Source organism: Acinetobacter sp. WCHA45 (genome assembly GCF_002165255.2).
Classification (GTDB): domain Bacteria; phylum Pseudomonadota; class Gammaproteobacteria; order Pseudomonadales; family Moraxellaceae; genus Acinetobacter.
On the sequence record NZ_CP028561.1, the window covers coordinates 1,562,710 to 1,588,132 of the forward strand.

Annotated in this window: 25 protein-coding genes and 1 riboswitch; of the genes, 10 read left to right on the forward strand and 15 right to left on the reverse strand. The window is 38.6% G+C overall.

Features of this window, described 5'->3' with window-relative positions:
* The first annotated feature begins 35 nt into the window (after positions 1 to 35).
* From glnL to CDG55_RS08985, 5 genes are all read left to right on the forward strand, one after another.
* On the forward strand, positions 36 to 1,145 hold the full coding sequence (gene glnL, locus CDG55_RS08965; protein WP_087536139.1) for a nitrogen regulation protein NR(II): 1,110 nt from the start codon (positions 36 to 38) through the stop codon (positions 1,143 to 1,145).
* Positions 1,132 to 2,619, forward strand: coding sequence for a nitrogen regulation protein NR(I) (gene glnG / locus CDG55_RS08970; protein WP_087536140.1), 1,488 nt, complete (start codon positions 1,132 to 1,134; stop codon positions 2,617 to 2,619). The genes glnL and glnG overlap by 14 nt, the downstream gene beginning before the upstream one ends.
* Positions 2,620 to 2,767: 148 nt before the next feature.
* Positions 2,768 to 3,409 carry a TetR/AcrR family transcriptional regulator gene (locus CDG55_RS08975; RefSeq protein WP_087536141.1) on the forward strand — a complete coding sequence of 214 codons (642 nt, stop codon included), beginning with the start codon at positions 2,768 to 2,770 and terminating at the stop codon, positions 3,407 to 3,409.
* A gap of 112 nt (positions 3,410 to 3,521) precedes the next feature.
* On the forward strand, positions 3,522 to 4,442 hold the full coding sequence (gene argF, locus CDG55_RS08980) for an ornithine carbamoyltransferase (RefSeq protein ID WP_004662017.1): 921 nt from the start codon (positions 3,522 to 3,524) through the stop codon (positions 4,440 to 4,442).
* 151 nt (positions 4,443 to 4,593) lie between these two features.
* Positions 4,594 to 5,118: a protein tyrosine phosphatase family protein gene (locus tag CDG55_RS08985; protein WP_087536142.1), complete on the forward strand. Its 525-nt coding sequence runs from the start codon at positions 4,594 to 4,596 to the stop codon at positions 5,116 to 5,118.
* Here CDG55_RS08985 and ispF read toward each other — a convergent pair.
* Positions 5,106 to 5,597, reverse strand: coding sequence for a 2-C-methyl-D-erythritol 2,4-cyclodiphosphate synthase (ispF, locus tag CDG55_RS08990; protein ID WP_087536143.1), 492 nt, complete (start codon positions 5,595 to 5,597; stop codon positions 5,106 to 5,108). The two genes, CDG55_RS08985 and ispF, sit on opposite strands and share 13 nt — an antisense overlap.
* Before the next feature lie 98 nt (positions 5,598 to 5,695).
* Between ispF and CDG55_RS08995 the strand changes: the two genes are divergently transcribed.
* Positions 5,696 to 6,343, forward strand: coding sequence for a hypothetical protein (locus CDG55_RS08995; RefSeq protein WP_087536144.1), 648 nt, complete (start codon positions 5,696 to 5,698; stop codon positions 6,341 to 6,343).
* Positions 6,344 to 6,390: 47 nt separating this feature from the next.
* Here the strand turns inward: CDG55_RS08995 and CDG55_RS09000 are convergent, their stop codons facing one another.
* The 4 genes from CDG55_RS09000 to galE form a co-directional block, all read right to left on the reverse strand.
* The gene (locus CDG55_RS09000; RefSeq protein WP_087536145.1) at positions 6,391 to 7,635 is read right to left on the reverse strand and encodes a D-amino acid dehydrogenase; all 1,245 of its coding nucleotides are present in this window, start codon (positions 7,633 to 7,635) and stop codon (positions 6,391 to 6,393) included.
* 180 nt (positions 7,636 to 7,815) lie between these two features.
* Positions 7,816 to 7,905: riboswitch (glycine riboswitch) on the reverse strand.
* Between the two features lie 136 nt (positions 7,906 to 8,041).
* Positions 8,042 to 8,533, reverse strand: coding sequence for a hypothetical protein (locus CDG55_RS09005; RefSeq protein WP_087536213.1), 492 nt, complete (start codon positions 8,531 to 8,533; stop codon positions 8,042 to 8,044).
* A 115-nt stretch (positions 8,534 to 8,648) separates the two neighbouring features.
* Entirely contained in the window at positions 8,649 to 10,043 is a 1,395-nt protein-coding gene (fumC, locus tag CDG55_RS09010) for a class II fumarate hydratase (protein WP_087536146.1), read from the reverse strand.
* A gap of 152 nt (positions 10,044 to 10,195) precedes the next feature.
* The gene (galE, locus tag CDG55_RS09015; protein ID WP_087536147.1) at positions 10,196 to 11,203 is read right to left on the reverse strand and encodes a UDP-glucose 4-epimerase GalE; all 1,008 of its coding nucleotides are present in this window, start codon (positions 11,201 to 11,203) and stop codon (positions 10,196 to 10,198) included.
* Positions 11,204 to 11,266: 63 nt separating this feature from the next.
* On the opposite strand from galE, the gene tusD reads away from it, so the two are divergent.
* Genes tusD through CDG55_RS09035 form a run of 4 tightly spaced genes read left to right on the forward strand, consistent with a single transcriptional unit; the run spans position 11,267 to position 12,675 of the window.
* Complete coding sequence (gene tusD, locus CDG55_RS09020; RefSeq protein ID WP_005160335.1) at positions 11,267 to 11,635, forward strand: sulfurtransferase complex subunit TusD; 369 nt, start codon at positions 11,267 to 11,269, stop codon at positions 11,633 to 11,635.
* A gap of 54 nt (positions 11,636 to 11,689) precedes the next feature.
* Complete coding sequence (locus CDG55_RS09025) at positions 11,690 to 12,040, forward strand: hypothetical protein (protein ID WP_087536148.1); 351 nt, start codon at positions 11,690 to 11,692, stop codon at positions 12,038 to 12,040.
* Positions 12,041 to 12,051: 11 nt separating this feature from the next.
* Entirely contained in the window at positions 12,052 to 12,336 is a 285-nt protein-coding gene (locus CDG55_RS09030) for a hypothetical protein (RefSeq protein ID WP_005160343.1), read from the forward strand.
* 27 nt (positions 12,337 to 12,363) lie between these two features.
* Positions 12,364 to 12,675, forward strand: a complete 312-nt coding sequence (locus CDG55_RS09035; RefSeq protein ID WP_005216019.1) for a TusE/DsrC/DsvC family sulfur relay protein — start codon at positions 12,364 to 12,366, stop codon at positions 12,673 to 12,675.
* A gap of 18 nt (positions 12,676 to 12,693) precedes the next feature.
* On the opposite strand, the gene CDG55_RS09040 is transcribed toward CDG55_RS09035, so the two are convergent.
* The 10 genes from CDG55_RS09040 to nirB all read right to left on the reverse strand — a co-directional run bounded on the left by CDG55_RS09040 (position 12,694) and on the right by nirB (position 25,403).
* Positions 12,694 to 13,176, reverse strand: a complete 483-nt coding sequence (locus tag CDG55_RS09040) for a winged helix-turn-helix transcriptional regulator (protein ID WP_087536149.1) — start codon at positions 13,174 to 13,176, stop codon at positions 12,694 to 12,696.
* A gap of 178 nt (positions 13,177 to 13,354) precedes the next feature.
* Positions 13,355 to 14,581, reverse strand: coding sequence for a molybdopterin molybdotransferase MoeA (locus CDG55_RS09045; RefSeq protein WP_087536150.1), 1,227 nt, complete (start codon positions 14,579 to 14,581; stop codon positions 13,355 to 13,357).
* Positions 14,581 to 15,504 (reverse strand): bifunctional molybdenum cofactor biosynthesis protein MoaC/MoaB, encoded by a 924-nt coding sequence (moaCB, locus tag CDG55_RS09050; protein ID WP_087536151.1) that lies wholly within the window; start codon positions 15,502 to 15,504, stop codon positions 14,581 to 14,583. The genes CDG55_RS09045 and moaCB overlap by 1 nt, the downstream gene beginning before the upstream one ends.
* Before the next feature lie 17 nt (positions 15,505 to 15,521).
* Positions 15,522 to 16,043: a molybdenum cofactor biosynthesis protein MoaE gene (locus tag CDG55_RS09055; protein ID WP_087536152.1), complete on the reverse strand. Its 522-nt coding sequence runs from the start codon at positions 16,041 to 16,043 to the stop codon at positions 15,522 to 15,524.
* Between the two features lies 1 nt (position 16,044).
* Positions 16,045 to 16,296, reverse strand: a complete 252-nt coding sequence (locus CDG55_RS09060; protein WP_087536153.1) for a MoaD/ThiS family protein — start codon at positions 16,294 to 16,296, stop codon at positions 16,045 to 16,047.
* A 27-nt stretch (positions 16,297 to 16,323) separates the two neighbouring features.
* The gene (gene moaA / locus CDG55_RS09065) at positions 16,324 to 17,352 is read right to left on the reverse strand and encodes a GTP 3',8-cyclase MoaA (RefSeq protein ID WP_087536154.1); all 1,029 of its coding nucleotides are present in this window, start codon (positions 17,350 to 17,352) and stop codon (positions 16,324 to 16,326) included.
* 280 nt (positions 17,353 to 17,632) lie between these two features.
* Positions 17,633 to 18,256 carry a molybdenum cofactor guanylyltransferase gene (gene mobA, locus CDG55_RS09070; protein WP_005160395.1) on the reverse strand — a complete coding sequence of 208 codons (624 nt, stop codon included), beginning with the start codon at positions 18,254 to 18,256 and terminating at the stop codon, positions 17,633 to 17,635.
* Complete coding sequence (locus tag CDG55_RS09075; RefSeq protein WP_087536155.1) at positions 18,253 to 21,033, reverse strand: nitrate reductase; 2,781 nt, start codon at positions 21,031 to 21,033, stop codon at positions 18,253 to 18,255. Before CDG55_RS09075 ends, mobA begins: the two co-directional genes overlap by 4 nt.
* 192 nt (positions 21,034 to 21,225) lie before the next feature.
* Positions 21,226 to 22,845, reverse strand: coding sequence for a nitrite reductase small subunit NirD (gene nirD / locus CDG55_RS09080; RefSeq protein ID WP_087536156.1), 1,620 nt, complete (start codon positions 22,843 to 22,845; stop codon positions 21,226 to 21,228).
* An 11-nt stretch (positions 22,846 to 22,856) separates the two neighbouring features.
* Positions 22,857 to 25,403, reverse strand: a complete 2,547-nt coding sequence (gene nirB / locus CDG55_RS09085; protein WP_087536157.1) for a nitrite reductase large subunit NirB — start codon at positions 25,401 to 25,403, stop codon at positions 22,857 to 22,859.
* Between the last annotated feature and the right edge of the window lie 20 nt (positions 25,404 to 25,423).

A 25,423-nucleotide genomic window follows, 5' to 3' on the forward strand; every position in this document is an offset into this window, starting at 1 on the left:
TTTATTGCGCCATTTTAAAACAGGACGATTCACAAATGGATCAACATAACACTATCGACTATCGACTGCTCGTAGATAATCTGACCACTGCCATATTATTGGTCGATAGTAAACTTAATATTTTTTATTTAAATTCGGCTTGTGAAGCATTATTCGATGTTAGTTTACTTCGCGCATCAGGTCAGCCTGTGCTCAATCTACTTCATGCACATGACGATGCATTTAATACACATGAAGCTTTATTAAATACATTAAAAAGCGGACAACATTACACACGCCGTGAAGCTGTAATTAATGTGAATTTTAAACCAATCCATGTGGATTATACGGTCTCACAACTAAATGCAGGTAAAAGTTATCACCCACTTTTATTAATCGAACTCAATCCAATTGATCGGATGTTGAAAATTTCTAAAGAAGAAAATTTAGTACAACAACATCAAGTCGCACGCCAACTAGTTCGCGGCGTGGCACATGAAATTAAGAATCCTCTAGCGGGCATTCGTGGTGCAACACAATTACTTGCTCGCAGCTTAAATGATGAAAGCTATCGTGAGTTTACCGACATTATTATTAGTGAAGTCGATCGCCTAACCAATCTCGCAGATACCATGCTTGGTTCACGTCAATTACCAAGCTATGAGCTAGTTAATGTACATGAACCTTTAGAGCGCGTTCGTTCACTTATTGTGAACCAAACGAAGAAAAAAATTAAGATTACTCGTGATTACGACCTGTCTTTACCTGATGTGATGGCTGACCGTGATCAACTGATTCAAGTCATGCTCAATATCAGCGTAAATGCTGTGCAAGCAATGACTGAAAATAAAGATTTTTTTGTCGATTCAGAACCAGAGCTAATTTTAAGAACGCGCATTCAACGCTTAGTCACAATTAACGGTGTTCTGAATCGCTCATCGATAAGAATTGATATTGAAGACAATGGACCAGGTGTTCCAGAAAGCATATTAGAGTCTGTATTTTACCCTCTTGTGACTGGGCGGGCAAAGGGAACAGGGCTTGGCCTCAGTATCGCGCAAAACATCATGCATCAACACAACGGAATGATCGAGTGTCAATCCGTTCCAGGAAAAACCATATTTAGCTTATATTTACCTTGGGAGTCAGACCGTGTCACGAAATAAAATTTGGGTAATTGATGATGATCGTGCCATGCGTTGGGTACTCGAAAAAACTTTTAAAGAAGAAGGTTTTGACGTCACCAACTTTGAAGAAGCACAAACAGCACTCGAACGCTTACATGATGCTGCACCCGATGTCATTTTGACAGATATTCGTATGCCTGGAATTGATGGTTTAACTTTCTTATCTAAAGTTAAAAACACACATCCAGATCTACCTGTCATTATCATGACAGCACATTCTGATTTAGAATCTGCTGTCTCAAGTTACCAAACTGGTGCATTTGAGTATTTACCAAAACCATTTGATATCGATGAAGCTTTAGCATTAGTGAATCGTGCTATTTTACATATCAATAAATTGCAACAACAAGAAGCAACCAAAGCAACGACACCTTTACAATCAACCGAAATTATTGGTGAATCACCTGCAATGCAGGAGGTGTTTCGTGCCATTGGACGTTTATCACAATCCCATATCACGGTTCTGATAAATGGTGAATCAGGTACAGGTAAAGAACTTGTCGCACATGCATTGCATAAACATTCACCACGCCGTGCCAAACCATTTATTGCGCTGAATATGGCTGCCATTCCAAAAGACTTGATCGAAACTGAGTTATTTGGGCATGAAAAAGGTGCATTTACAGGTGCAAATACTCAGCATCAAGGTCGCTTTGAGCAAGCCAACGGCGGTACATTATTTCTTGATGAAATTGGTGATATGCCTTTTGAAACACAAACACGCTTACTCCGTGTGCTTGCTGATGGCGAGTTCTACCGTGTTGGTGGACATATTCCAGTTAAAGTTGATGTCCGAATTGTAGCCGCAACCCACCAAGACTTAGAGAAGTTAGTGAATGAAGGTCGTTTCCGTGAGGACTTGTACCATCGCCTTAATGTGATTCGCATTCATATTCCGAAACTTGCTCATCGTAGTGAAGATATTCCTATGCTTGCGCAACATTTCTTGGCGCGTGCAGGTAAAGAATTAGGTGTTAGTCCTAAAATCTTACGTACAGAAACAACTGACTATATGCAGCAACTCCCTTGGCCAGGTAACGTTCGTCAATTAGAAAATACTTGTCGTTGGTTAACAGTCATGATTACTGGACGTGAAGTCTATCCAGAAGATCTACCTGCTGAGCTCAAACAAGTTGCTATACAGAAGTCGACGAATGATGCATCAGTTACAAGCCCAGCTTTAATTGAAAGAATTGCTGTACATCATTGGGATGAGCTACTAGCTCAATGGGCAATTCAAAAGTTAAAAAATGGCGAAATGAAAATTTTAGATATCGCAACACCAATGTTTGAGCGCACTTTGATTAATGCAGCCCTACAACAAACACGTGGTCGCAAACGCCATGCAGCAGAGCTTTTAGGTTGGGGCCGTAACACGCTGACTCGCAAACTTAAAGAGCTTGGCATGGATTCAACAGACGATGATGAAGACGATGAAGTGCGTTCAGCATAAATCATAAACAGTCCATAAAAGCGAGTAATGATCACATTACTCACTTTTTTAGATTGAGATGTTTAGATACATGATCTAATGTCATAGCCATACAAGACATATGGTTTTTGCTATAATAAAAATATTGCCTCAACACTCATTGAATATAATGACTGATATTTGTTACCCAAGTTGCGAACAACCTCAAACTCGTCGTGGTCAAGAACGTCGCCTTGCATTATTACTATGTGCAACCGATTTATTTCTTGAAAAAGGTTATGATGCGGTTTCCTTGGATGATATTGTCAATCATGCAGGTGGCTCAAAAGCTTCTATTTATAAATATTTTGGCAACAAAGAAGGTCTTTTTACTGCGATTTGTGATTATCGTCGTGAAGTGTTTTTTAAAGGTGTTTGCTTTCCATACACTTCAGAACAAAATAATTTAAGAACATACCTTGTACAAACATTACAACGCTTTTATCAACATATTATTCAACCTGAAAATATTGCCTTTATGCGCATGTTCACAGAACAAACTCAAAAAGATATACAATTAGCGCAATATTTTTATGACCAATGTGCTTTAAATATACAGAATACGATTGCATTTGCTTTAGGTCAGGCACACGATCTCAATGAAATATACTGCTCTAACCCTCATTTCTCTGCCATGATGTATTTCGGAATTTTACGTGATGTCGAGTGGCGACTTTTAATGGGTTTAGAAGTATCAGCAAATGATGCTGAAATAACTGATTATATTAATTATTCCGTTGATTTATTCTTAAAAGCTCATCAAAAAGTCTAATTCTTTTGCATTTTTTTTGGGGTGTAGTATAGTAGTCAATTCCTTTTTTATCACCACCCATTAAATAACAATTAATTATTGTTTTTATTCAATAATTATTGTGGGAGTAACTATGGCGCTTCGGCATTTCCTGACTTTACGAGACCTTTCAACTTTAGAGTTGCAACGTATTTTAGACCGTGCTCAAGAATTGAAACGCATGCAACATGCAAATACGGTTTTTCAACCATTTGTAGGTAAAGTCTTAGGAATGATTTTTGAGAAATCGAGTACACGTACACGTATTTCTTTTGAAGCTGGTATTTGCCAATTTGGTGGTAATGCAATTTTCCTTTCTCCACGAGATACTCAATTAGGTCGTGGTGAGCCAATTGAGGATTCAGCACGTGTCATTTCAAGCATGCTTGATATCGTGATGATTCGTACTTTTGGCCATGATATTGTTGAACGTTTTGCTTCTTATTCGAAAGTTCCTGTCATTAATGGATTAACGGATGACCACCATCCATGTCAATTACTTGCTGACTTACAAACCTTTCAAGAACACCGTGGAAGCATTAAAGGTAAAACCGTTGCTTGGATTGGCGATGGCAATAATATGTGTAATTCATACATTGAAGCAGCACATATGATGGGTTTTAAACTCAAAATTGCTGCACCTGAAGGTTATGAACCAAAACCTGAGTTTTTGACTGAATTTGCCGATTGTGTGGAAGTGTTCAATAAAGCTGAGGATGCTGCGGTTAATGCTGACTTGATCGTAACTGATGTATGGGCAAGCATGGGGCAAGAAGAAGAACAAAAGCTTCGTGAAAAAGCATTTGCTGATTTCCAAGTGAATGAAAAATTAATGGATCTGGCTCATCCAGATTGTTTATTTATGCATTGCTTACCCGCACACCGTGGCGAAGAAATTTCTGAGCACATGCTGGATCATAAAAATGCTGTTGTTTGGGATGAAGCAGAGAATCGCTTACACGCTCAAAAAGCATTAATGGAATTCTTATTAAATGAGAATTTGAAGAAAGACTAAATAGCTAAAGAAAACAGCATCATGATGATGCTGTTTTTATTTTTGCGATCTAAATTGAACACTTAAATAAAAACACTTATAGTAGAAAAATCTTTTATTAGAAGAAGTTTCTCCTCTTGGTTGAAACTTTGATAACTACAAAGCGAACATTATGACTTCACTCGAACAAGCACTTTCTGAAATTCCTAGTTTTTCTTTAGTGCACGAGCATTTATTTAGTTCTGCTCAGCCAAGCGCTGAACAATTACAGCAAATTAAAGAATATGGCTGTAGTACAGTAATCAATCTTGCGACGAGCAAATCAGAAAATCATTTAGCTAAACAAGACCAAATCTGCTTGGATTTAGGCTTAAACTACATTCATATTCCTATTGATTGGGATCTTCCTTGTGCAGAACAATGCTTATTCGTTTTAGATTTAATTGCTCATCTTGTTCAAAATGAAATTGTTTGGCTGCATTGTGCCAAAAACATGCGTGTAAGTAGTTTGATGTATTTATATCGTCAATTTTATATGGATATGGATATGCCCACAGCCCAAGCATTACTTCACGAAATTTGGGAACCGAATGAGACTTGGACAGGTTTAATTCATAGTCTTACTTTACAACTGCAAGGTCGTAAAGCAACACAGGAATTACAGCAGTCATTGATCAATGCTGATCATTTTGCTTGATGTGAAATTAAGACAGTTGCTGTTGCTAAAATACCTTCTTGGCGACCTGTAAATCCTAGTTGTTCCGTTGTCGTTGCTTTGATACTAATTTGAGTGATATCGACTTCAAGTACATCAGCAATACTTTGGCGCATTTCTAAATTATGTTTGGCAAGTTTTGGCCGTTCGCAGGCCACGGTAATGTCAGCATTGTTGAGATGATAACCACGATCCAGAATCAACTGATACACATGCTTAAGCAATACACGACTATCTGCACCCTTATATTCTGGGTCAGTGTCAGGAAAATGTTGTCCAATATCGCCTAAAGCCAATGCACCCAACAATGCATCACACAGCGCATGCAGCACCACATCACCATCAGAATGGGCTTTTAAACCATGCGTATGCGGAATTTTAATCCCAGCTAAAGTAACGAAATTGCCTTCTTCAAAAGCATGTACATCAATTCCTTGTCCAATACGAATTTGAGCAACCATATGATTTTCCTTTTACAATATACTGAACAAATCTTGTATTCAGGCTTTCTATTTCGCTATAGTACAGTGAGCAAATTAGGCTGAACATATAAGTGATTATGCTGCTGAACACCTTAATAAATCAATTAAAGAAATCTGGTTATATCATCACATTGAGTTGTTTTTGCTCATCATTTGTATTTGCCGCATCAATTAATTGTACAACACAGAATGCAGAGCAAAAAAAAATTTGTTCTAAGCAATATCAAGACCAACGAACTAAGCTGAATAATAAGTTTTTAACCGCTTATCTTGTGACTGATGCTCCAATTCAACTACTACATGACACACAAAAACTTTGGCTTAATCAAATCCAACAGTGCAAATCTAAAAATTGTTATCAGCAACAATTTGATGTTCGTTTAGATGATTTAAACTTTTATACTTCAATGAATCAGACGCTTACACAACACTATTTAAAATTTGAACATGGTGATTTAGCCAAACAACCTGTTCACATTCAGATTCATCAACTGGATAAAGATAAGTTAAAAATCGAAGGAATTGCTTATCGTAATCCCAATAATCGTGTGGAGACTCAAACTTTATCTTTACTTGCCTACACCACTCCCGAGCAAAAGAATCTCATTATTGATAATGAAAAAAAATGCCAGTACCAATTTGACTTTCAAAAAGCCTTATTAATTATAAAAAGTGGGCAAAAAGATTGTGAACGTTTTACAGGAATATATCGTTTGTATGATTAATTAATAAAAGCGATATAAGCCGATGTTTTCACATCGGCTTTTTATATTTAGCTTGGGAATTTTTGTGCAATTTCCTCGCTAATCAATACCGCTGTTGCGGCAGATAAAGTCCAGCCTAAATGCCCATGCCCAGTATTGTAAAATACTCGCGCATGTTTCCCCTGTTTCACTACAGGCAACATATTTGGCATCATCGGACGTAAGCCCGCCCATGGTACAGCGTGCTCAGTTGAAATATCAAAATTTTGGTTAACCCAATTAATCAAAGGTTGGATTCGATCTGCTCGAATATCCCGATTGTAACCATTAAACTCCGCTGTACCAGCTACACGGAAACGATCCACGCCTAATCTTGAGGTTACAATCTTTGCACTTTCATCTAGCAAGCTGACCCAAGGCGCATTTTTTACACTTCGCTCTTCTTTAAGCTGAACTGTAATTGAATATCCTTTTACGGGATAGACATTGACAGTATCACCAAGCATATCGGCTAATTGGTAACTTCCAACACCACCACACACAACGATTAAGTCTGCTTCCATTATGGTCTGCTCATCTGCTTTTGAGTTCATATTCTCAGAACTCTTTTTACAGCTAACAATCACTTTATCTTGCAAACATTTAACATCAACAACATCCAAACCAAAGCGATATTTCACGCCATACGCTTGTGTTCTTTCCGCCAAACCAACAGAGTACTTATGAATATCACCTGTTGCATCGCCTGCTGTGTAATATCCACCATAATAATCACCAGTTAAATTTGGCTCAATTGCCTTCATTTCTTCAGGTGTAATTGCATGACGTTCAAGTTTACCTTCTACTAAAACATCATTCACTTTTTTTGCGACATCAAAGTCTTCTTTGCTGTGGTACATATGCAAAATACCACGCTTTTCTAAATCAAAAGCAATATTCTCTTTTTCTGCAATTTCAAATAATCGTTGTCTTGCTAACAACGCCAAACGAACTGTTTCAATTGTATTTACTTTATAGTCCTTGATGTGAGTCAAAAACTCGACTAGCCAGCGATACTTATGCACACTAAAAGACGGATTGAGCAATAAAGGTGCATCTTTCTTACTCATCCATTTAATGCCTTTCAACACCGTTGCCTTCTGATTCCAGACCTCAGCGTTACAAGCAGACAACTGCCCACCATTGGCAAATGAAGTTTCCATGGCTGGAAATAAATGACGATCAATCACTGTGACTTCATAACCCAATTTAATTAATTCATAAGCAGACGTTACACCCGTAATCCCCGCACCAATGACAACAACATGTGGCATAGCAAACTCCTTGAAATGCATAATATTTCATAATGCTTAGCCCCATCTGTCATGGTACCTGAGAGTTTTGGCAGATGATTACCAATTAATCATGAAGCCTTCCCCTTCGGTGAGTGTTAATCGTAGAAGAAAAATTATCGTATGTTTCTACAAGTTGAGCACTGCTCTCCAGATTGTATTTCTATTATTACAGTCCTTCTGCCTGAGAGTTTCCGGGGTCGTTGCTCCTTCGGCGAGTTCATTGAAGAACTTCTCTCCCGCAATAATATTTATATCCATATAAGCAATATATATGCCGTTTAAAAATACAGACACTAAATTCTTGTAATTGTTTGTAGATTAAGATTTAAGCAATTTAAAATAAATCGAAGTATAAAAAAGCAGACTCGAAGTCTGCTTTTGAAAATTAAAATTTACATTGCAAAACTTGATCTGAAAACTGCCCTTTCCAGAGTTCTCGTAATGTTGGTAAATAGAATTTTTCACCAATCATCACTAATTCAGCATCAATCAGTGCATGAATCTCATGCATCAACACATAATCCAATGCAATCAAGGAAAGCTGTTGGTGTTTCTGAGAAATCTGTTTACGTTTAACCTGCGCTTTTTTGACTAACGCGTTGGCAAAATTTTTATCTTTATAAGAGGTAATAGCACTTAAACGCAATTCAATAATTCCCCAACCTTCCAATAATTTCTTAAATACTTCGAAATCTTTAGACGTTGCTTCCCATGTCACATTTTCCAGATTATTGTCTTCTGGCAAGACAGGTAACAACAGGTCTGCTGTACTAGGAAAAATTTTCTTGAGATTCAACAAAAACTTGACAGGATTTTCATGAGACAGACCAGAATATTGAATATGAGTTTGAGTATCTGTCAAATAAATATTGAGCATAATGAAGCAACAATCAGGTAAATCAAAAGCATATTGTACGCAGATCGATTTATAAAAACTACTCATAAAAAAATCCCCCTAGGTTAAAGAAGGATTTTTAAACTACCAATACGATTTACCTACTATTCGGAGAAACCATATTTTCAGGTCTAATCACTTCATCAAATTGCTCAGCAGTCACTAAGCCAAGTTCAACTGCAACTTGCTTTAAAGTTTTGTTTTCCTTATAAGCTGTTTTGGCAACTTTGGCAGAATTTTCGTAGCCAATCAGTGGATTGAGTGCTGTGACTAACATTAAAGAGTTATGCAAGAAATAATCAATTTTCTCACGATTTGGTTCAATACCTACCACACAATGATCATTAAAACTATTACAGGCATCGCCTAATAACTGAATTGATTGCAGCAAGTTATAAGCAATCACAGGCATAAATACATTCAACTCAAAATTACCAGATGCACCAGCAACGTTAATAGTAGTGTCATTGCCCAACACTTGAGCCACCACCATGGTCATGGCTTCACTTTGGGTCGGATTCACCTTGCCTGGCATAATACTTGAACCAGGTTCGTTCTCAGGAATACTGATTTCACCAAAACCACAACGTGGGCCACTTGCCAACCAGCGAATATCGTTAGCAATTTTATTTAAGCTGGCTGCCAATGTTTTTAATGCACCTGAAGCAAATACAGCCGCATCACGCCCTGCCAATGCTTCGAACTTATTCGGTGCAGTCACGAACGGTAAACCTGTTAACTCGGCTAACTGCTCTGCTGCTTTCACCGCATAATCTGGATGTGCGTTTAAGCCAGTACCTACCGCCGTTCCCCCTAAAGGCAACTCATAAAGACCTGCAAGTGCTTGCTGCAAACGTTTTAGACCATGCTCTAGTTGCGAAACATAACCACTGAACTCTTGTCCCAAGGTTAAAGGAGTCGCATCTTGCAAATGGGTACGACCAATTTTGACAATATCATCAAATTCTTTGGATTTAAGCTCTAAAGTCGCTTTTAACTTTTCCACTGCAGGAATGAGTAATTCATTGATTTGAATACTTGCAGCCACATGGATTGCAGTTGGGAAAGAATCATTGGTTGATTGTGCACGATTGACATGATCATTTGGATGCACTGGTTTTTGTGCACCTAGTACTTGTCCTAATTTCTGATTGGCAATGTTTGCAATCACTTCATTACAGTTCATGTTGCTTTGCGTGCCAGAACCTGTTTGCCAAACGACAAGCGGAAATTGTGTGTCCCATTGACCAGCAATCACTTCTTCAGCAGCATCAACGATATATTGACTTAAATCTTCAGGTAGTTGTTTTAACTCGGCATTGGTGATTGCAGCCGCTTTTTTCACCAAACCCATGGCACGAATCATGGCACGCGGTAAACGTTCTTGACCGATTTTAAAGTTCTGTAAACTTCGTTGCGTTTGTGCACCCCATAAGGCGTCATTTGGAACTTCAACTTCACCCATAGTGTCATGTTCAATTCGCATTTGCATAAACAACCTCTGCTTTATTTGGTTAAAATGTTCACGGGCTGAAGCAAACTGATGCTTTTGGCTAGCGAAGACTCAGTTCATATTGATGTATATTTGATAAGTCTTAATTATCCTAAACAAAGCCACTAAAATTGTAAATAAGAATCATTATCCTAATTACCTGTTAAGGTATTGCGATAAAAACGCCACTCATCTTCAATCATTTGTGATAGAGAACGTTTAGGAACCCAATTTAATATTTTTTTTGCTTTATCAATATTTGCACCCAATTGCGCTAACTCTTGGTTTTGATATACAGCAGGTTGCACTTGAATTTCGGTCTGAGTGACTCTCGCAACTTCATCAATCAAATTTTGTATAGATGTGAGTTGATGATGTGCAATGTTGAATGCTTCCAAACAACTAGTTTGTGTTTTTAACCAATTTAATGCGATCAAAACTGCATCACAAGCATCCAAAACATGTAAAAAGCTTCTTTCAACCGTTCCATCTTCTGTGTGTGCTTGATTCTGCAATTCGATACAATCTCGCTGCATCGCTGCAACTTGTAAAGCTAAAGGCACAATATTTTTAGGGAGTTGAGTTACGTATTCTCCTAAAACTCCATGTTCAAAAGCACCAACAATATTGGATAACCTGAGATTGATAATTTTCCATTCATGATCGACTTTATAAGTATCTGCAATAATATCTTCAACCATTTGCTGAGATCGAATGTATGGATTTGGGTAGCGATAATTAAACTCAGTCTCTTCAACTACACTTGGATTAGATTGCCCATATACGGCCAAACTAGAAAGATTGATTAATTCTCTAACACCCATCCGCTGCATTGCTCTCAATAAGCTCATAATGCTGCTGACATTATCATTGTAGTATTCAAGTGGCTTTAGAACAGATTCTTCAAGCGATTTAAAACTGGCTGTATGGATAACAGTATGAATTGAATATTGTTCAAATACTTTATTTAAGGCAGGTGTATTTCTCACATCTACTTTAACAAATGGAATATACATTCCTGAGATGTATTCTAAGCGCTCCAAGGTTTGTAAAGTCGAATTGGCTAAATTATCAACAATAACAACTTCTTGCCCACGTGCTAATAAACTCAAAGCAATATGTGAACCGATAAAGCCTAAACCACCTGTCACCAAAATCATTGTATACTTACCTTCTTTTTAATCTGTCCATCATTTTGCTTACGTGACCATAGTGAATGTTCAATGAGTACACTACTGTTAATAACTTCTGCACCTACTTCAATTATGGCTTGGCATGCTTTTGGTTTAGCTCAAGCATTAGGAAATAAGTCCGAAGATTTTCGTGTCTTCTTTTACCAAGATGGTGTTCAGGTTGCGAATGATTTACAGTGGTTTCCTGATGATCAACGCAATCTAAAACAAGAATGGCAAAAGCTTGGCATTCGACTCCCTGTCTGTGTCAGTGCTGCCCTTGCTCGGGGAATCACTGATGCAAGCAATGCCCAACGTCATTCACTTCAACAACACAACTTAGCGCAAGGTTTTGAGCTAGTTGGACTTGGAGAGCTAGCTGATGCTGTGCAAAGCTGTTCTCGTTTAATTCAATTTTAGTTTAAGTTCAGTTTAAGTTCATTAATAGAGTGTTGCTTTTAAAAGGTAAATTGTGTGAAATCTGTACTCGTCATCCTAACGCAATCCAATTTAACTAGTTTGCAGATCAACGAAAGCGTGTCTGCAACTATGGTTTTAGCAACCTTTGGTATTTCTGTCAAAGTATTATTAAAAGATGCTGCACTGAGCTTATTGAACAATAAATTAGAGTTCGATCAATTCAAACAAGCTTTCAAAGTTGCTGCCAATATGGTGGACAGTTTTGAGTTCTATGATCTAACCCCGATTTTAGTTGAAACTAAAAATCAATATTTGGCGATTGCGCAAGATAGTGATCAAGAAATCGAGTTTGTTGAGATTCAGCCTGAATTTATTCAATCCTTCGATCATATTTTGTATTGGTAGAGCTCAGAAAGATGGAAAATTCAACTTTATTTTTGATTCAATCCCCTTACTACAACACAGATAAAATCTGGATTGAGTTAGCTCAAATGGCACATGTGCATGATACGATTGTAGTCATGGGGGATGGGCTTTTACTGCTAACTAAAAAGATTGTAGATCTTTATCCAAATCTTTACTGCTTAAGTAATGAGCAAAACTTACTTGGAGATGAAATCAAATCTGAGGTCAAAATTATAGAATACGCTGAATTCGCTGATTTAGTTTTGCAATTCAAACGCTGTATTTCTTTAAAATAAATTATTTTTAGTTAATTAGGCTATTTCATGCAATTAGAGTTAGATCAAGACGGTCATTTGGTCGATTATACAATTTGGAATACTGAAGTTGCCCAGCAACTTGCTCAATCACTTGATCTAGAACTTACCGCTTGGCATTTCGAAATTCTCCACGCCGTACGTCAATTCTATCAACAATTTGGGCATTCCCCAGCAACTCGTCCACTGATTAAATTTTTGATGAAGACGGTTAGTCCTGAAATCAATAATGCTGAATTACAACAAAGATTTAATACAGGGTTGGTTGCACGACATTTAAGCCGTTTGGCTGGCGTGCCTAAACCTGCCAATTGTTTATAGATCATTGAAAATGATCTATCAGGCGCTATTTTGTTTTTGTTCAATAAAAGCAAAATATCCTGGACCAGCTGATACACGGACATCTTTTACATTCAGCGGTTCATCACATTCCGAGCAAACCACTCTTGGATTCATTTTCTTACCACAACCTTTGTGTGTAAACTCAATCGGTTTTCCAAGTCCCATGTCCATCCATTTATCGGCCCACTGCACCATCGCTAAAATAAGAGGATAAAGATCCAAACCTTTATCAGTAAGTTGGTATTCAAATCGTTCTTGACGTTCTACATAAGGCACTTTGGTTAAAATCCCATGCTCGACCAGACGCTTTAATCGTTCTGAAAGGACATGACGTGTAACTCCCAGACTACGCTGGAAGTCATCAAAACGACGTATTCCCATGAAAGCGTTACGTAAAATTAGCATTGTCCAACGATCACCGAGTACAGAAAGCGTTCTCGCAACTGAACATGGCTGATCGCCAATTTCTTCCCATTTCATTATTATCACCTGATCATTTTTTAGAACTTTGAAGACATCTCATCGATGCCTTGAACCGTCATGTTTAGAAACTAAACACTATAAAATATACACTAAACCACCTGATCAATCAGATGCAATATTGGCACTCAGTTAAATATCAAAAAACAGATCATTTCATTTAAACTCATTCGACAACTTAGCTATGAATAAAAACACCTGAAAGTTCTTGTCCAGCATCTAACTGAATATTTGCAGGAATACGCACTAAACAATTGGCCTGCATTAAATTACTCAACATATGTGATTGTTGTTTCGCAAGGCTTTGTAATTTGAGCTGTCCCTGATCAAAATAAGCATGCATTCTTAAAAATCGCTCACGTGCATCAGATTTCAGTCCATGGGTGAGTACTCCACTAAACCATTGCATAGGCTCACGTTGATTTTGCAAAGTATCTAATAAAGCGTTGCCATAAATCTGCATACACACATAAACAGCCGCTGGATTACCCGGTAAACCTAATAAATAGCAATGATGGTCAGGATCTTCATATTTTGCAAAAAATAATGGCTTACCCGGTTTTTGTTTAACTTTCCAAAAGATCTGTTCAAATCCAGTCTCAAAAGCACATGGACGAACGAAGTCATAATCCCCTACAGAGACACCACCCGTGGTAATAATGACGTCATATAAAGATTTTAATCGCTCGAAACATGCTGTGACTTGTTCAGCAGCATCTGCAATATGTAGAATTTCGACATCGATACCATAAGCTTTGAACCAAGCCTTCAGTAACGGCCCATTGGCATCAAAAACTTTACCAACGTGTAAATCTTCAGGGTGCTCAGCAACCTCATCACCAGTAATAACCACAGCAACCTTAGGCTGTTGAAATACCTCGACAGTTTGCACACCTGCCATACTTAAAGCAGCAAGTGCACCGATATTGATATTCTGACCAACGTCCGCAAGCTGTTGACCTTGTTTGACTTCTTCACCAGTAAATCGAATATCAGCCTGTGGTTTAAGCTGTTCAATCAGTCGAATTGTCTCCGACTCAACTTTAACAATTTCTTGTCGAGCAACATGTGTGGTGCCTTCAGGAATTTTGCCACCTGTAAAAATACGAATGGCTTGCCCATCAAGCAATTGATATTCGAGTTCACTACCCGCTTTAATCTCACCGATTACATCAAAACAAACATCTTGAAGCTGTGTAAGTGAACTATTAATCGCATAACCATCTACCGCACTTTGAGAAAAGCTAGGTAGATTGACCTCGGAATAGATTGCTTTAGCGACATAACGATTCAAACCTTGGGCTAAAGCCAAGACCTCAGTCGTCAATGTTTTGGGCTGGGTTCGAATGAGTTCAAGTGCCTCATCGATACTGATTAAACCCTTTTCAGCACCACATCCTGACATTATTCATATCCCCCCGGATGTGGTAAATCTCGGCAAACATCAAAAATATGAACGAGAGCTGGCAGAATAGCTGCCATTGATTCACTCGCACCACCACGGCTACCTGGCAGCGTTACCACTAAGGAACGATCAATAAAACCTGCTACGCCACGAGACATAGCTGCATATGGTGTGCGTTTTTGACCAAAAGAACGTGCTGCTTCCATCAGACCATCTAATTTACGTTCTAAAAGTGGTTCAAGTGTATCAACCGTAATATCTCGTTTACCAATACCTGTACCACCAACAGTCATGATACATGCATAAGACTTTGCCAATTCTACTACCAATTCTTTCAATTGATCTGATTCATCTGGCAAAATTTGATAATGAATTGGATTAAAACCTGCTTCAGTTAAGGTCTCAACCACTGATTTCCCTGCGGTATCAGGTTTACGTCCTGCTGCCACCGTATCAGAAAGTACGATTACTGCCGCTGAAACAGGTTGACGTAGAGTCCGTTTAAAATGTGACTTACCTCCTTTTTTCTTAAGCAATTTACATTGGTCTAAACACAATTCATCAGGTTCACAATGCGGCTTCAACATGTCATAAATGGTTAAACCTGCCAAACTCGCAGCAGTCAAGGCCTCCATCTCAACCCCTGTAGGCCCAATGGTTTCTACAGTCGTCAGAATCACAACGTGATCATGTTGTAAATCATATTCAACATCAGCACGATAAATCGGTAAAGGATGACAAAGAGGAATCAGTTCATCAGTCCGTTTTGCCGCCAAGATTCCTGCGATACGAGCTGTTTTTAAAGCATCGCCTTTTTCAGTATTTCCATCACGCAATAGCTGAATACAATGCGGTGGGGCGTATAAAATCGCTTGTGCTTCTGCAACACGATAACTTTCGGGTTTCATCCCAACATTTTTCATTTTTACTTCCTAAAAGCTTATTCGTGTGTATGCTCATGTGCACAATTTTCATGTTCTTGACGGTGGTGATGCTCATGTTTATGGACATGAGCATCAGTTTCCACCGTATCTTTACGAATACAGCAACCTTCTACATATTGACTTGTACCATCCATAAAGAACTCTTCTTTCCAAATTGGTACTTCGTGTTTTACACGTTCAACGGCTTCTTCACAGGCTTGAAATGCTTCACGGCGGTGAGCAGCATACGCAATTGCAATAATTGCTGTTTCACTGACATCTAAATAACCAATTCGATGCATCACACGCACATAAGAAACCTGATGCTTCTCTTTGATTTGCTGTTCGATTTCACGAATCATCTTTTCAGCAACAGGCGTGTACGAAGTATATTTTAATGCTTTAACTGCTTTACCTTCATGATGATTACGTACAGTTCCAATAAAAATATCAATACCACCACATTCAGGAAATGATTGTATAGGATCAAAACTGTCTAAGCTTAGAGCCTGATCTTGAACTCTTGAAAATTCGCGCATTTCATCCTCCTGCAACAGGTGATAACAATACCAAAGTACATGAAGTATTTAATGCTGTTTGGCGTAGCACAATATCTTCACCTATCGCACACGCACATTTATCCATCGCTTTTGTTGCTTCTGGGTAAAGCATCACGATGTGACTTAGCACTTCTTCAACCGTTTGATTTTCTGCAAACTCAAATGCAAGCTCTTTTGGCAATAACCGTTCAATAGCACCAAAAGCTTCTATTTTTATGTCAATGGTTTGCATATTCTCTCCAGACCACTTTTTTCCAAACTAACCACCTAACATATGCATACTAATTTTGCGTACTTGTTGGTGTTTTATCGCATGATAACCTTTCGCTTTGTGCCAAATATAAGGTTTAATTTGCTGATCAAGCTCTTGATCATTGATATCTTGAGCTAGTTGTTTCTGTTTAATCACAGCTTGTAAATACGGCTTTATATTCAGACCCTGTTGTGCAAATAAACAATTATATAATTCACCTTGTGCTGTTAATCTAATTCGATCACAATCACCGCAAAATGAATGAGTTATCGTAGAAATAATACCAATACAATATTGCCCATCTAACTGATACTGACGTGCGGGCTCATGCTGCTGTTGCAAAACTTGAATCTGATAAAAAGGCTGAAGTTGCGCTAAAATTTCTGCTTCACTGACCACTGCCTGATCAGTCCAATGCTGATCACCATCCAGAGGCATAAACTCAATAAAGCGTAATGGAATACTGTGTTGCTTCGCCCACTTTACCATTGGCAAAATCTGATCATCATTTTGACCTTTCATCAACACACAATTGATTTTGAAAGCAAGCCCCGCTTTTTTTGCCGCCTCTATCCCATTTAATACGGGAGTGAGTTCTTTTTTAGTCAGTTGCTTGAATTGATCTGGGTCTAAACTATCTAGGCTGATATTAAGATCATCTAATCCAGCTTGTTTTAGGGCTTCAGCATATTTAGCTAAATAATGTGCATTGGTAGTGATGGAGATTCGTTTTAAGCCCAATACTCGTAAACTCTGCAAATCACGAATAAAATGAACAACACCCTGACGCATTAAAGGTTCTCCCCCAGTAATGCGAATATTTTCAATCCCTTGCTTCACCATATATTGGCAAAATAGCAGCAACGCTTCAAAACTGAGTAAATCTTGTTTTTTCATCCATTCTGGATGTTCAGGCATACAATAGGTGCATTTGAAATTGCAACGATCTGTCACGGAAATCCGTAACTTACGCTTAATACGACCGTACTGATCTTGCAAGATCGGTAAAGTCGTTTCAGGGCTATCATGCTTCATCTTTTGCACTCATATTGTGAATTCGCTGAACACTTAAGCACAAGTTATGTGCGACGCGGCTTGTATATGTGCAGCATACTTCTCTACTTAAGCAATATTTATTCCAATATTTTACTCTAATCCACCTTGAGAGCATTTATTTATCTAACAAAACAATTTATCGCTTCACAACACACAACTGTTATAAATTTCAATATACAACCGAAAACCATTCGCACCAATTAAAAGCAATTTTGTATTTTTTGAAATATTTTGGTGCGATTAACTTAAAGCTAAAATTTTAAATAAACAATTGTTTAAAAAATTTCATCTGCTGGTACTGCTGCAATTCATCTAGCGAATTGATGCTATGACAAAACAGACTTTGCTTTTGCAAAATAACTTGCTGAGAATTTAGCTGTTTAAAACATTCACGCAAGCTCAATTTACCAGCGGAAATTTGTTGTTTTAAAATGGGTAAACTCTCTCTTTTTAATAAACAAAATGGATATAAAGCATCTCCATTAATTGCAACATAAGCCACTAGTGCTTGTGGATTTTTTTGTAGTGCGCGATGCAACTTAATTAAAACTTGATTGGGTATATACGTAACATCGCACGGAATAAACAAAGCATAGTCCGATTGCAGATGGGACCACGCACTTTTCATCCCCATTAATGGACCTAAAAAACCTGTTTGATCATCTGAATAACAATAGATATTCGGTTCAATCTGCTTGTAAATCGAACTATCTCGATGACTGTTTACCCAAATGCTTTGAACTTCTGATTTAAATTTCTGACAAATTTTAGATAGTTGAATTTGATCATCAAATTGTTGAAGTAATTTATTCATGCCATTCATACGGCGTGCTTGTCCTCCCGCCAAGATCACGAGATCTGTAGCGGGAATTTGCATAGTCATGCTTCTGCCTCCAACTGACAAGTCTTAATCAAACCACGAATTTCTGGTAAACATGAACCACAGTTACCACCCGCTTTTAAACATGCCGTGACTTGCTTTTCATGTGTGATATTTTGAGTTTTGATTGCTTCAATAATCTTGTTTTTTCCTACTTTGAAACAACTACACACCAATGGACCATCGTTATTAGCAGCAGACATTGGCATACCTGCCAACAATGCTTTACGGTGCAAGGCACTTAATCGCTCACGCTTAAATAAACTTGCAACCCAATCACGATCAGGTAATAACTCAGCAGGTGCAATATAAAGACTTGCGATTAAAATCCCATCTTTGAGTACAATACTATGACTGAGTTGCGATGAAATATCCTCAATACTTAACCATTCATATGTTTCATCGACAAAAGGTAAAAAGGTTTTTAAGTTTTTCTGAGTTTGATCAATACTGTGTCGATCCGCAAGCTCATAACGCATTGCTTTTGCAGTTTTGATTTTTGTCCACCAAGCACAAGTCTGTAAAGATGCTTTGATTTGATGTTCGAACCCTTCTCGAACATATAAAACACCTTGCCAAGTCGTATGGAAAGGCTGTATTGATACTGGCGTATGCTTAAACTCAGGTTCACCTGAAATTGCATCCACAACAGGGTTAACTACTTTACCAATCCGAGCATCTGAGGCAACTTGTTCTGTCCAATGAATCGGGGCAAAGATTTGTCCACGACGAACACCTTGAGCCAATGTCACACGTAATACACAACTTCCCCATTGCGACTTCACTTCAACCAATGCTTTATCGCGAATACCAAATTTAAGCGCATCGTTTGGATGAATCTCACAAAATGGTTCAGCACGATGTGTGGTCAAATTTGCTGATAAACCTGTACGTGTCATGGTATGCCATTGATCCCGAATACGCCCCGTATTCAGAATTAATGGATAATCTTCAGAAACTGAGTGTACGGGATCGATTGCGATCGTTGGAATAAGTTTTGCTTTACGAGAAGCATAACTAAACTCGCCTTGACCAAAAAGTTGCTTAACCGATGTCGTCTGACCTTTTTCCCACACAGGCCACTGAGTTGGTTTTAGCTCGTTATATTCTTCAAGACTTAGATTGGTTAAACCTTTTAAATTAAAATAACGAAAATTTTCTACCTGATCACGTTCAGCTAAACTTGCATTTTGATATGCTGACAATGCAGCATGCTCATTAAAGATGTCACACGCATTGCTAAAATCAAAACCAGAAAAACCAAGTTTTTTTGCAACTTCAGCAACAGCCCACCAATCTGCTTTGGCTTGTTTTGGTGAAGCTAAAAATGCGCGTTGACGTGAAATTCGACGTTCTGAGTTAGTTACCGTTCCATCTTTTTCACCCCAACCTAATGCTGGTAGCAAAATATCAGCATAAGCCGTGGTATCGGTATCGGAACAGATATCTGAAACAACGACAAATTCACATTTATCCAATGCTCGTTTCACTTGATCGGCATCAGGCAGACTTACCACAGGATTGGTCGCCATAATCCAGATTGCTTTAATTTTTCCACTTTCAACCGCTTGAAACAAATCAACTGCTTTAAGTCCAGCTTGTGTCGCAATGGTTGGGCTATTCCAAAAACTTTGCACCAAATTTTGATGCGTTGCATTATCAATATCCAAGTGTGCTGCCAACATATTGGCCAGTCCACCAACCTCACGACCACCCATCGCATTAGGTTGTCCAGTCATTGAAAATGGAGCAGCGCCTAGCTTACCAATTTTACCCGTCAGCAAATGACAGTTGATAATACTATTGGCTTTATTCACCCCTTGAGATGATTGATTAACTCCCATTGAAAAAAGAGTCACTACTTTTTCAGTTGTGGCAAATTTATCAAAAAACAATTGTAATTTTTCTTCTGAAATACCTGTGCGTTTGGCAACAGCTTTAAAATCTTGTTCAGTTCGATTCGCTTCTAAAAGTGCTTGAAGCCCCTCTGTGTAAGATTCAACAAACTCATGATCAGCATAACCATGTTGATATAAATATTGTAATAATCCTTTAAACAAAGCCACATCTTGACCTGGCAAGATTGGCAAATGCAAATCTGCTTGCTCACAAGTGCTCGTAAATCGTGGATCGACGACAACCACAAATAAATTAGGATTTTGACTCTTCGCTTGCATAATCCGTTGATACAACACTGGATGACACCATGCTGTATTTGAACCAACCAATACCACCATATCAGCATGTTCAAAGTCTTCATAACTTGCAGGTACAATATCTTCACCAAAGCTACGTTTATGCGCAGCCACGGCTGAAGACATGCACAGACGTGAATTGGTATCAATATTGGCTGTGCCTAAATAACCCTTTACGAATTTATTTACCACATAATAATCTTCAGTTAATAACTGCCCCGAAACATAAAATGCCACACTTTCGGGTCCATATTGCTCAATACATGCCTGAAATTGAGTTGCAATTTTGTCAATTGCAACACCCCATGTTGTCACATTACGGTGATTTTTGCGTCCCAACATCGGATTTAAAACACGGGTTTCCAACCCTAAGGTATCTGCTAAATTGCTCCCTTTAATACAGAGTCGCCCAAAATTTGCAGGGTGTTCTGTATCTCCTGAAACTTTAATATTTGAACCTTGTGTTTTATGTTGAACTTCAACATTAACACCACATCCAACGCCACAATATGGACAAGTTGTTTTTGTAATGAGTGTTTGTGCATGATCGGAGCGACTGTGTTCTAAATTTTGAATACTGTTCATGACTGCTCCTTTACCTATTCCATCTTTGCCCTAACTAAAGTTTCGATCCCTTTAAATTGTATGATCCGTGATCAATAGCCAATTTATAATCTACGCCTTAACTTTTATTGTGAATCTTTGGTTGACTACCATAAAGTAGTTAAATAACTGAGTTTTTGGTTTAGGAGAAATTTCTCCTAAACCAAAGTAAGATTAACCTGCTTTTTTCAATGCAAAATCTTTACCAAATAACAATTTATTTCTAAATGTCGAAACAGGTGTTTGATCCGCAATTAACTCGGCATACCACATACCATCGTCGGTATCACCGAATAAAACAGCGCCAATCACTTTATCTTTTTGGATAATAATACGCTTGTAAATATGGCGTTTTTCGTCATTTAGAATGATGTCTTCATAATCTTCTTTAGGCTCAAAATTACCTGCTGAAAAGACATCGACACCACTCACTTTAAGCTGAGTTGGTACCGTTGGAGACTTAAACGTTAAGCTACCATGTTCAGCCAAATGGGTTGCGCAAATAAATGCTTGCCCCCAAAGTGGCTCCACCAATCCAAAGGTTTGGTTACGATGTTCAATACATTCACCCACAGCATAAATACTCGGATCAAAGGTTTGCATGGTGTCATTCACTAAAATGCCGCGATTACAACGTAATCCAGCGCTTTGCGCCAAAGTGATATTTGGACGAATACCTACAGCAAAGACCACCAAATCAGCATCTAATAAAGTACCATCTTTTAAACGAATCTGACTGACATGACCATTTTTACCAATTAAAGCTTCGGTATTGGCTTCAGTAATAATCTTGATGCCTTTCTCTTCAATACTATGACGTAGCATACGGCTTGCTCGACCATCTAATTGACGCTCCATGATACGATCCATTAGATGAAGCACTGTTACATTCATGCCACGTTGCTTCAGACCATACGCTGCTTCTAGGCCAAGTAAACCACCGCCAATCACAACTGCATTTTTTTTAGTTTCACAATATTTAATCATGGTATTCACATCATAAATATCACGGAAACTAATCACACCTTTCAAGTCAACACCTTGTACTGGTGGAATAAACGGCTTAGAACCTGTGGCAATAATTAAACGGTCATAATCAACAGTTTCACCTTTTTCTGTATGGACTGTCTTGCGAGTACGATCAATTTTTATCGCAGGATCATCAGCAATAAACTTAATCCCTTTATCGCTATACCAAGCATGAGGATGCAACATAATATCTTCGATCGTTTTCTCACCTGAAAGCACTGGTGACAGCATGATACGGTTATAGTTACCCCAAGGTTCTTCACCAATGACTGTCACTTCATAACGATCTGGCGCCATATCAAGCAAATCTTCTAGGCAACGCATCCCAGCCAAACCATTACCAATCAGAACAAGCTTTAACTTCTCTTGTGAAATTCCATTATTGGTAATATAAGTTTTTTGTGGTACGGCTCCGACCCAGACACGACCATTTTCAATTTTAGTCGGGAAAACCAATAGTTTTTGATCTTTATCTTCTAAACAGCGTCCAGTCGCCAAACTAAAATGTTGTTTGTAAATAGGTGATGCAACCACGCGTTCACCTTGCAAATCACCAATAATACCGCGCGCCATTACATTCGCTTGGCTGAATGGATCTTTATTGCTTAATGCATAAATACGTTTTTCGTTCCCTACGCGAAATAAAGCAACTGATTGCCCCGCAATAACTGCGCCTGCGCCAGTATTTGGTGTGATGTCATCAAGGTTACATACATCGACCCATTGATTTTCTGGAAGCATATTCATGTCTTTTAGATTTGTCATTTTGATTCTCCTTATGCTTCTACCATCGGGATACGATCAACTGAACGTTCAGCTTCATTTAATGGGCGGATTTGATCACGAACTTCGGTAAATTGAATATATGGATCAGCTTGCTCTTCTGCGCTTGCATTGATGTAAGTTTGGAAACGTTTACGAATTTCAGGATTCTCTACCGCAGTACGCCATTCATCTTGATAAGTTCCAATCACGTGCGCCATACGATTTTCCAGCTCTTCAGCAAGACCCAGAGAATCATCAACAATCACAGCTTTGAGATAATCTAAACCACCTTCCATATTGTCACGCCATACACTCGTACGTTGTAAACGATCCGCAGTTTGGATATAGAACATAAAGAAACGGTCGATATAACGGATCAAAGTTTCGGTATCAAGATCAGAAGCTAAAAGCTCTGCATGGCGTGGCTTCATTCCACCATTACCACACACATATAGGTTCCAGCCTTTTTCTGTCGCAATGACACCAACATCTTTACCTTGTGCTTCAGCACACTCACGCGTACAACCCGACACAGCCATTTTTAGTTTGTGCGGTGAGCGTAAGCCTTTGTAGCGATTTTCTAATTCAATCGCTAAACCAACAGAATCATCTACGCCATAACGGCACCACGTGCTACCTACGCATGATTTCACTGTACGCAATGATTTACCGTAAGCATGACCTGACTCGAAGCCTGCTGCATTCAACTCTTCCCAAATAAATGGTAGCTCGTGCAGCTGCGCACCAAATAAGTCAACACGTTGACCACCTGTAATTTTGGTATACAGGTTATATTTTTTAGCAATTTGACCTACAGCAATCAAACCATCTGGAGTAACTTCACCACCTGCCATACGCGGTACAACTGAGTATGAACCATCCTTTTGGATATTTCCTAAGTAGTAGTCATTACTGTCTTGTAGACCTGCATGCGTTGGTTCCAATACAAAGTCATTCCAGCACGATGCCAAAATGTTTGCTGTCATTGGTTTACAAATATCACAACCTAAACCATGACCATGTTGTTGAATCAAATCATCAAATGTTTTGATTTCATTGACACGCACCAAGTGATAGATCTCTTGACGTGAGTATGGGAAGTGTTCGCATACATGGTTATTAACCGTTACACCTTGACGTTGTAACTCAGACTTTAAAACTTGAGTAACTAATGGCGCACAACCACCACATGCTGTTGCTGCTTTAGTACATTTCTTTAAAGCACCTAAAGAGGTCGAACCATCACAAATCGCTTGGCAAATATCTGCTTTCGATACGTTGTTACATGAACAAATCGTTGCGCTATCTGGAAGTAAATCAACACCGCTACCGCCCGCCTTCGCACCAGAATCAGCAAATCCTGGCATGATTAAGCTTTCAGGTGTTTCTGGCAATGCGATACCATTCAACATCATTTGTAAAAGATCGTTATATTCTTTTGCATCACCAACAAGTACTGCGCCCAGTAATTTAGTTTTATCTGCATCGACAACGATTTTCTTATAAACCAATGCATCTTCATCAGCATAGAAATAGCTAAGCGAATTCGGTGTCATGCCATGTGCGTCACCAACCGATGCCACATCTACACCCATCAATTTCAACTTAGTGCTCATATCAGCACCAGCGAAACAATGTGTTTCTTCAGCTAAGATATGCTTGGCTGCAATACGTGCCATGTCATAGCCCGGTGCAACGAGACCATAGATCTTATTGTCCCAAAGTGCACACTCACCGATCGCATAAATATCTTCATTTGAGGTTTGGCAATAATCATTAATCTTGATACCCCCACGCTCACCAAGTGCCAACCCGCTGCTGCGTGCAAGTTCATCACGTGGGCGAATACCTGCTGAGAATAGAATAATGTCTGTTTCAAGCTCGCTCCCATCCGCAAACTTCATCACATGCGTTGCACTTTCTCCCGCTTCAATAGATGAAGTTGCTTTTTGAGTATGAACTTTTACACCCAGATTCTCGATTTTACGGCGTAAAACTTTACCACCTAAGTCATCAATTTGAACCGCCATTAAGCGTGGTGCAAACTCAACAACGTGCGTTTCTAGGTTTAAATCACGTAAAGCTTTTGCAGCCTCTAAGCCTAATAAACCACCACCAATCACTACACCTGACTTTGACTTTAAGCTTGCAGCACGAATCGCATCTAAATCTTCAATGGTTCGATAAACAAAACAGTTCTCACGGTCATTGCCTGAAATTGGTGGAACAAATGCATATGAGCCTGTTGCCAATACCAATTTGTCGTAGCTAATCACATCACCAAAACTTGTTGTCACTGTTTTTTCGACAGCATCGATTGCAATGGCTTTGGTATTCAAGCGTAAGTCAATACCATGTGCATCTGCAAAATCAAAACGTGCAAGTGATAAGTCTTTTGCTGATTTTCCTGAAAAATATTCAGTTAAATGTACACGATCATATGCAATGCGTGGTTCTTCAGCAAGAATCGTAATTTCTAATTCATCATCAGCTTTCTCTAAGATGGCTTCGATGAATTTATGACCCACCATACCATGACCAATCATCACTAATTTCATTGTGTTTCTCCTAAAATCCA

Bases quoted from the DNA above. Each gene is read 5' to 3' on its own strand.
- glnL (WP_087536139.1), top strand. From the start codon at position 36: ATGGATCAACATAACACTATCGACTATCGACTGCTCGTAGATAATCTG.
- CDG55_RS08975 (WP_087536141.1), top strand. From the start codon at position 2,768: ATGACTGATATTTGTTACCCAAGTTGCGAACAACCTCAAACTCGTCGT.
- argF (WP_004662017.1), top strand. From the start codon at position 3,522: ATGGCGCTTCGGCATTTCCTGACTTTACGAGACCTTTCAACTTTAGAG.
- CDG55_RS08985 (WP_087536142.1), top strand. From the start codon at position 4,594: ATGACTTCACTCGAACAAGCACTTTCTGAAATTCCTAGTTTTTCTTTA.
- ispF (WP_087536143.1), bottom strand. From the start codon at position 5,597: ATGGTTGCTCAAATTCGTATTGGACAAGGAATTGATGTACATGCTTTT.
- CDG55_RS08995 (WP_087536144.1), top strand. From the start codon at position 5,696: ATGCTGCTGAACACCTTAATAAATCAATTAAAGAAATCTGGTTATATC.
- CDG55_RS09000 (WP_087536145.1), bottom strand. From the start codon at position 7,635: ATGCCACATGTTGTTGTCATTGGTGCGGGGATTACGGGTGTAACGTCT.
- CDG55_RS09005 (WP_087536213.1), bottom strand. From the start codon at position 8,533: ATGCTCAATATTTATTTGACAGATACTCAAACTCATATTCAATATTCT.
- fumC (WP_087536146.1), bottom strand. From the start codon at position 10,043: ATGCAAATGCGAATTGAACATGACACTATGGGTGAAGTTGAAGTTCCA.
- galE (WP_087536147.1), bottom strand. From the start codon at position 11,203: ATGATTTTGGTGACAGGTGGTTTAGGCTTTATCGGTTCACATATTGCT.
- tusD (WP_005160335.1), top strand. From the start codon at position 11,267: ATGAGTACACTACTGTTAATAACTTCTGCACCTACTTCAATTATGGCT.
- CDG55_RS09030 (WP_005160343.1), top strand. From the start codon at position 12,052: ATGGAAAATTCAACTTTATTTTTGATTCAATCCCCTTACTACAACACA.
- CDG55_RS09035 (WP_005216019.1), top strand. From the start codon at position 12,364: ATGCAATTAGAGTTAGATCAAGACGGTCATTTGGTCGATTATACAATT.
- CDG55_RS09040 (WP_087536149.1), bottom strand. From the start codon at position 13,176: ATGAAATGGGAAGAAATTGGCGATCAGCCATGTTCAGTTGCGAGAACG.
- CDG55_RS09045 (WP_087536150.1), bottom strand. From the start codon at position 14,581: ATGTCAGGATGTGGTGCTGAAAAGGGTTTAATCAGTATCGATGAGGCA.
- moaCB (WP_087536151.1), bottom strand. From the start codon at position 15,504: ATGAAAAATGTTGGGATGAAACCCGAAAGTTATCGTGTTGCAGAAGCA.
- CDG55_RS09055 (WP_087536152.1), bottom strand. From the start codon at position 16,043: ATGCGCGAATTTTCAAGAGTTCAAGATCAGGCTCTAAGCTTAGACAGT.
- CDG55_RS09060 (WP_087536153.1), bottom strand. From the start codon at position 16,296: ATGCAAACCATTGACATAAAAATAGAAGCTTTTGGTGCTATTGAACGG.
- moaA (WP_087536154.1), bottom strand. From the start codon at position 17,352: ATGAAGCATGATAGCCCTGAAACGACTTTACCGATCTTGCAAGATCAG.
- mobA (WP_005160395.1), bottom strand. From the start codon at position 18,256: ATGACTATGCAAATTCCCGCTACAGATCTCGTGATCTTGGCGGGAGGA.
- CDG55_RS09075 (WP_087536155.1), bottom strand. From the start codon at position 21,033: ATGAACAGTATTCAAAATTTAGAACACAGTCGCTCCGATCATGCACAA.
- nirD (WP_087536156.1), bottom strand. From the start codon at position 22,845: ATGACAAATCTAAAAGACATGAATATGCTTCCAGAAAATCAATGGGTC.
- nirB (WP_087536157.1), bottom strand. From the start codon at position 25,403: ATGAAATTAGTGATGATTGGTCATGGTATGGTGGGTCATAAATTCATC.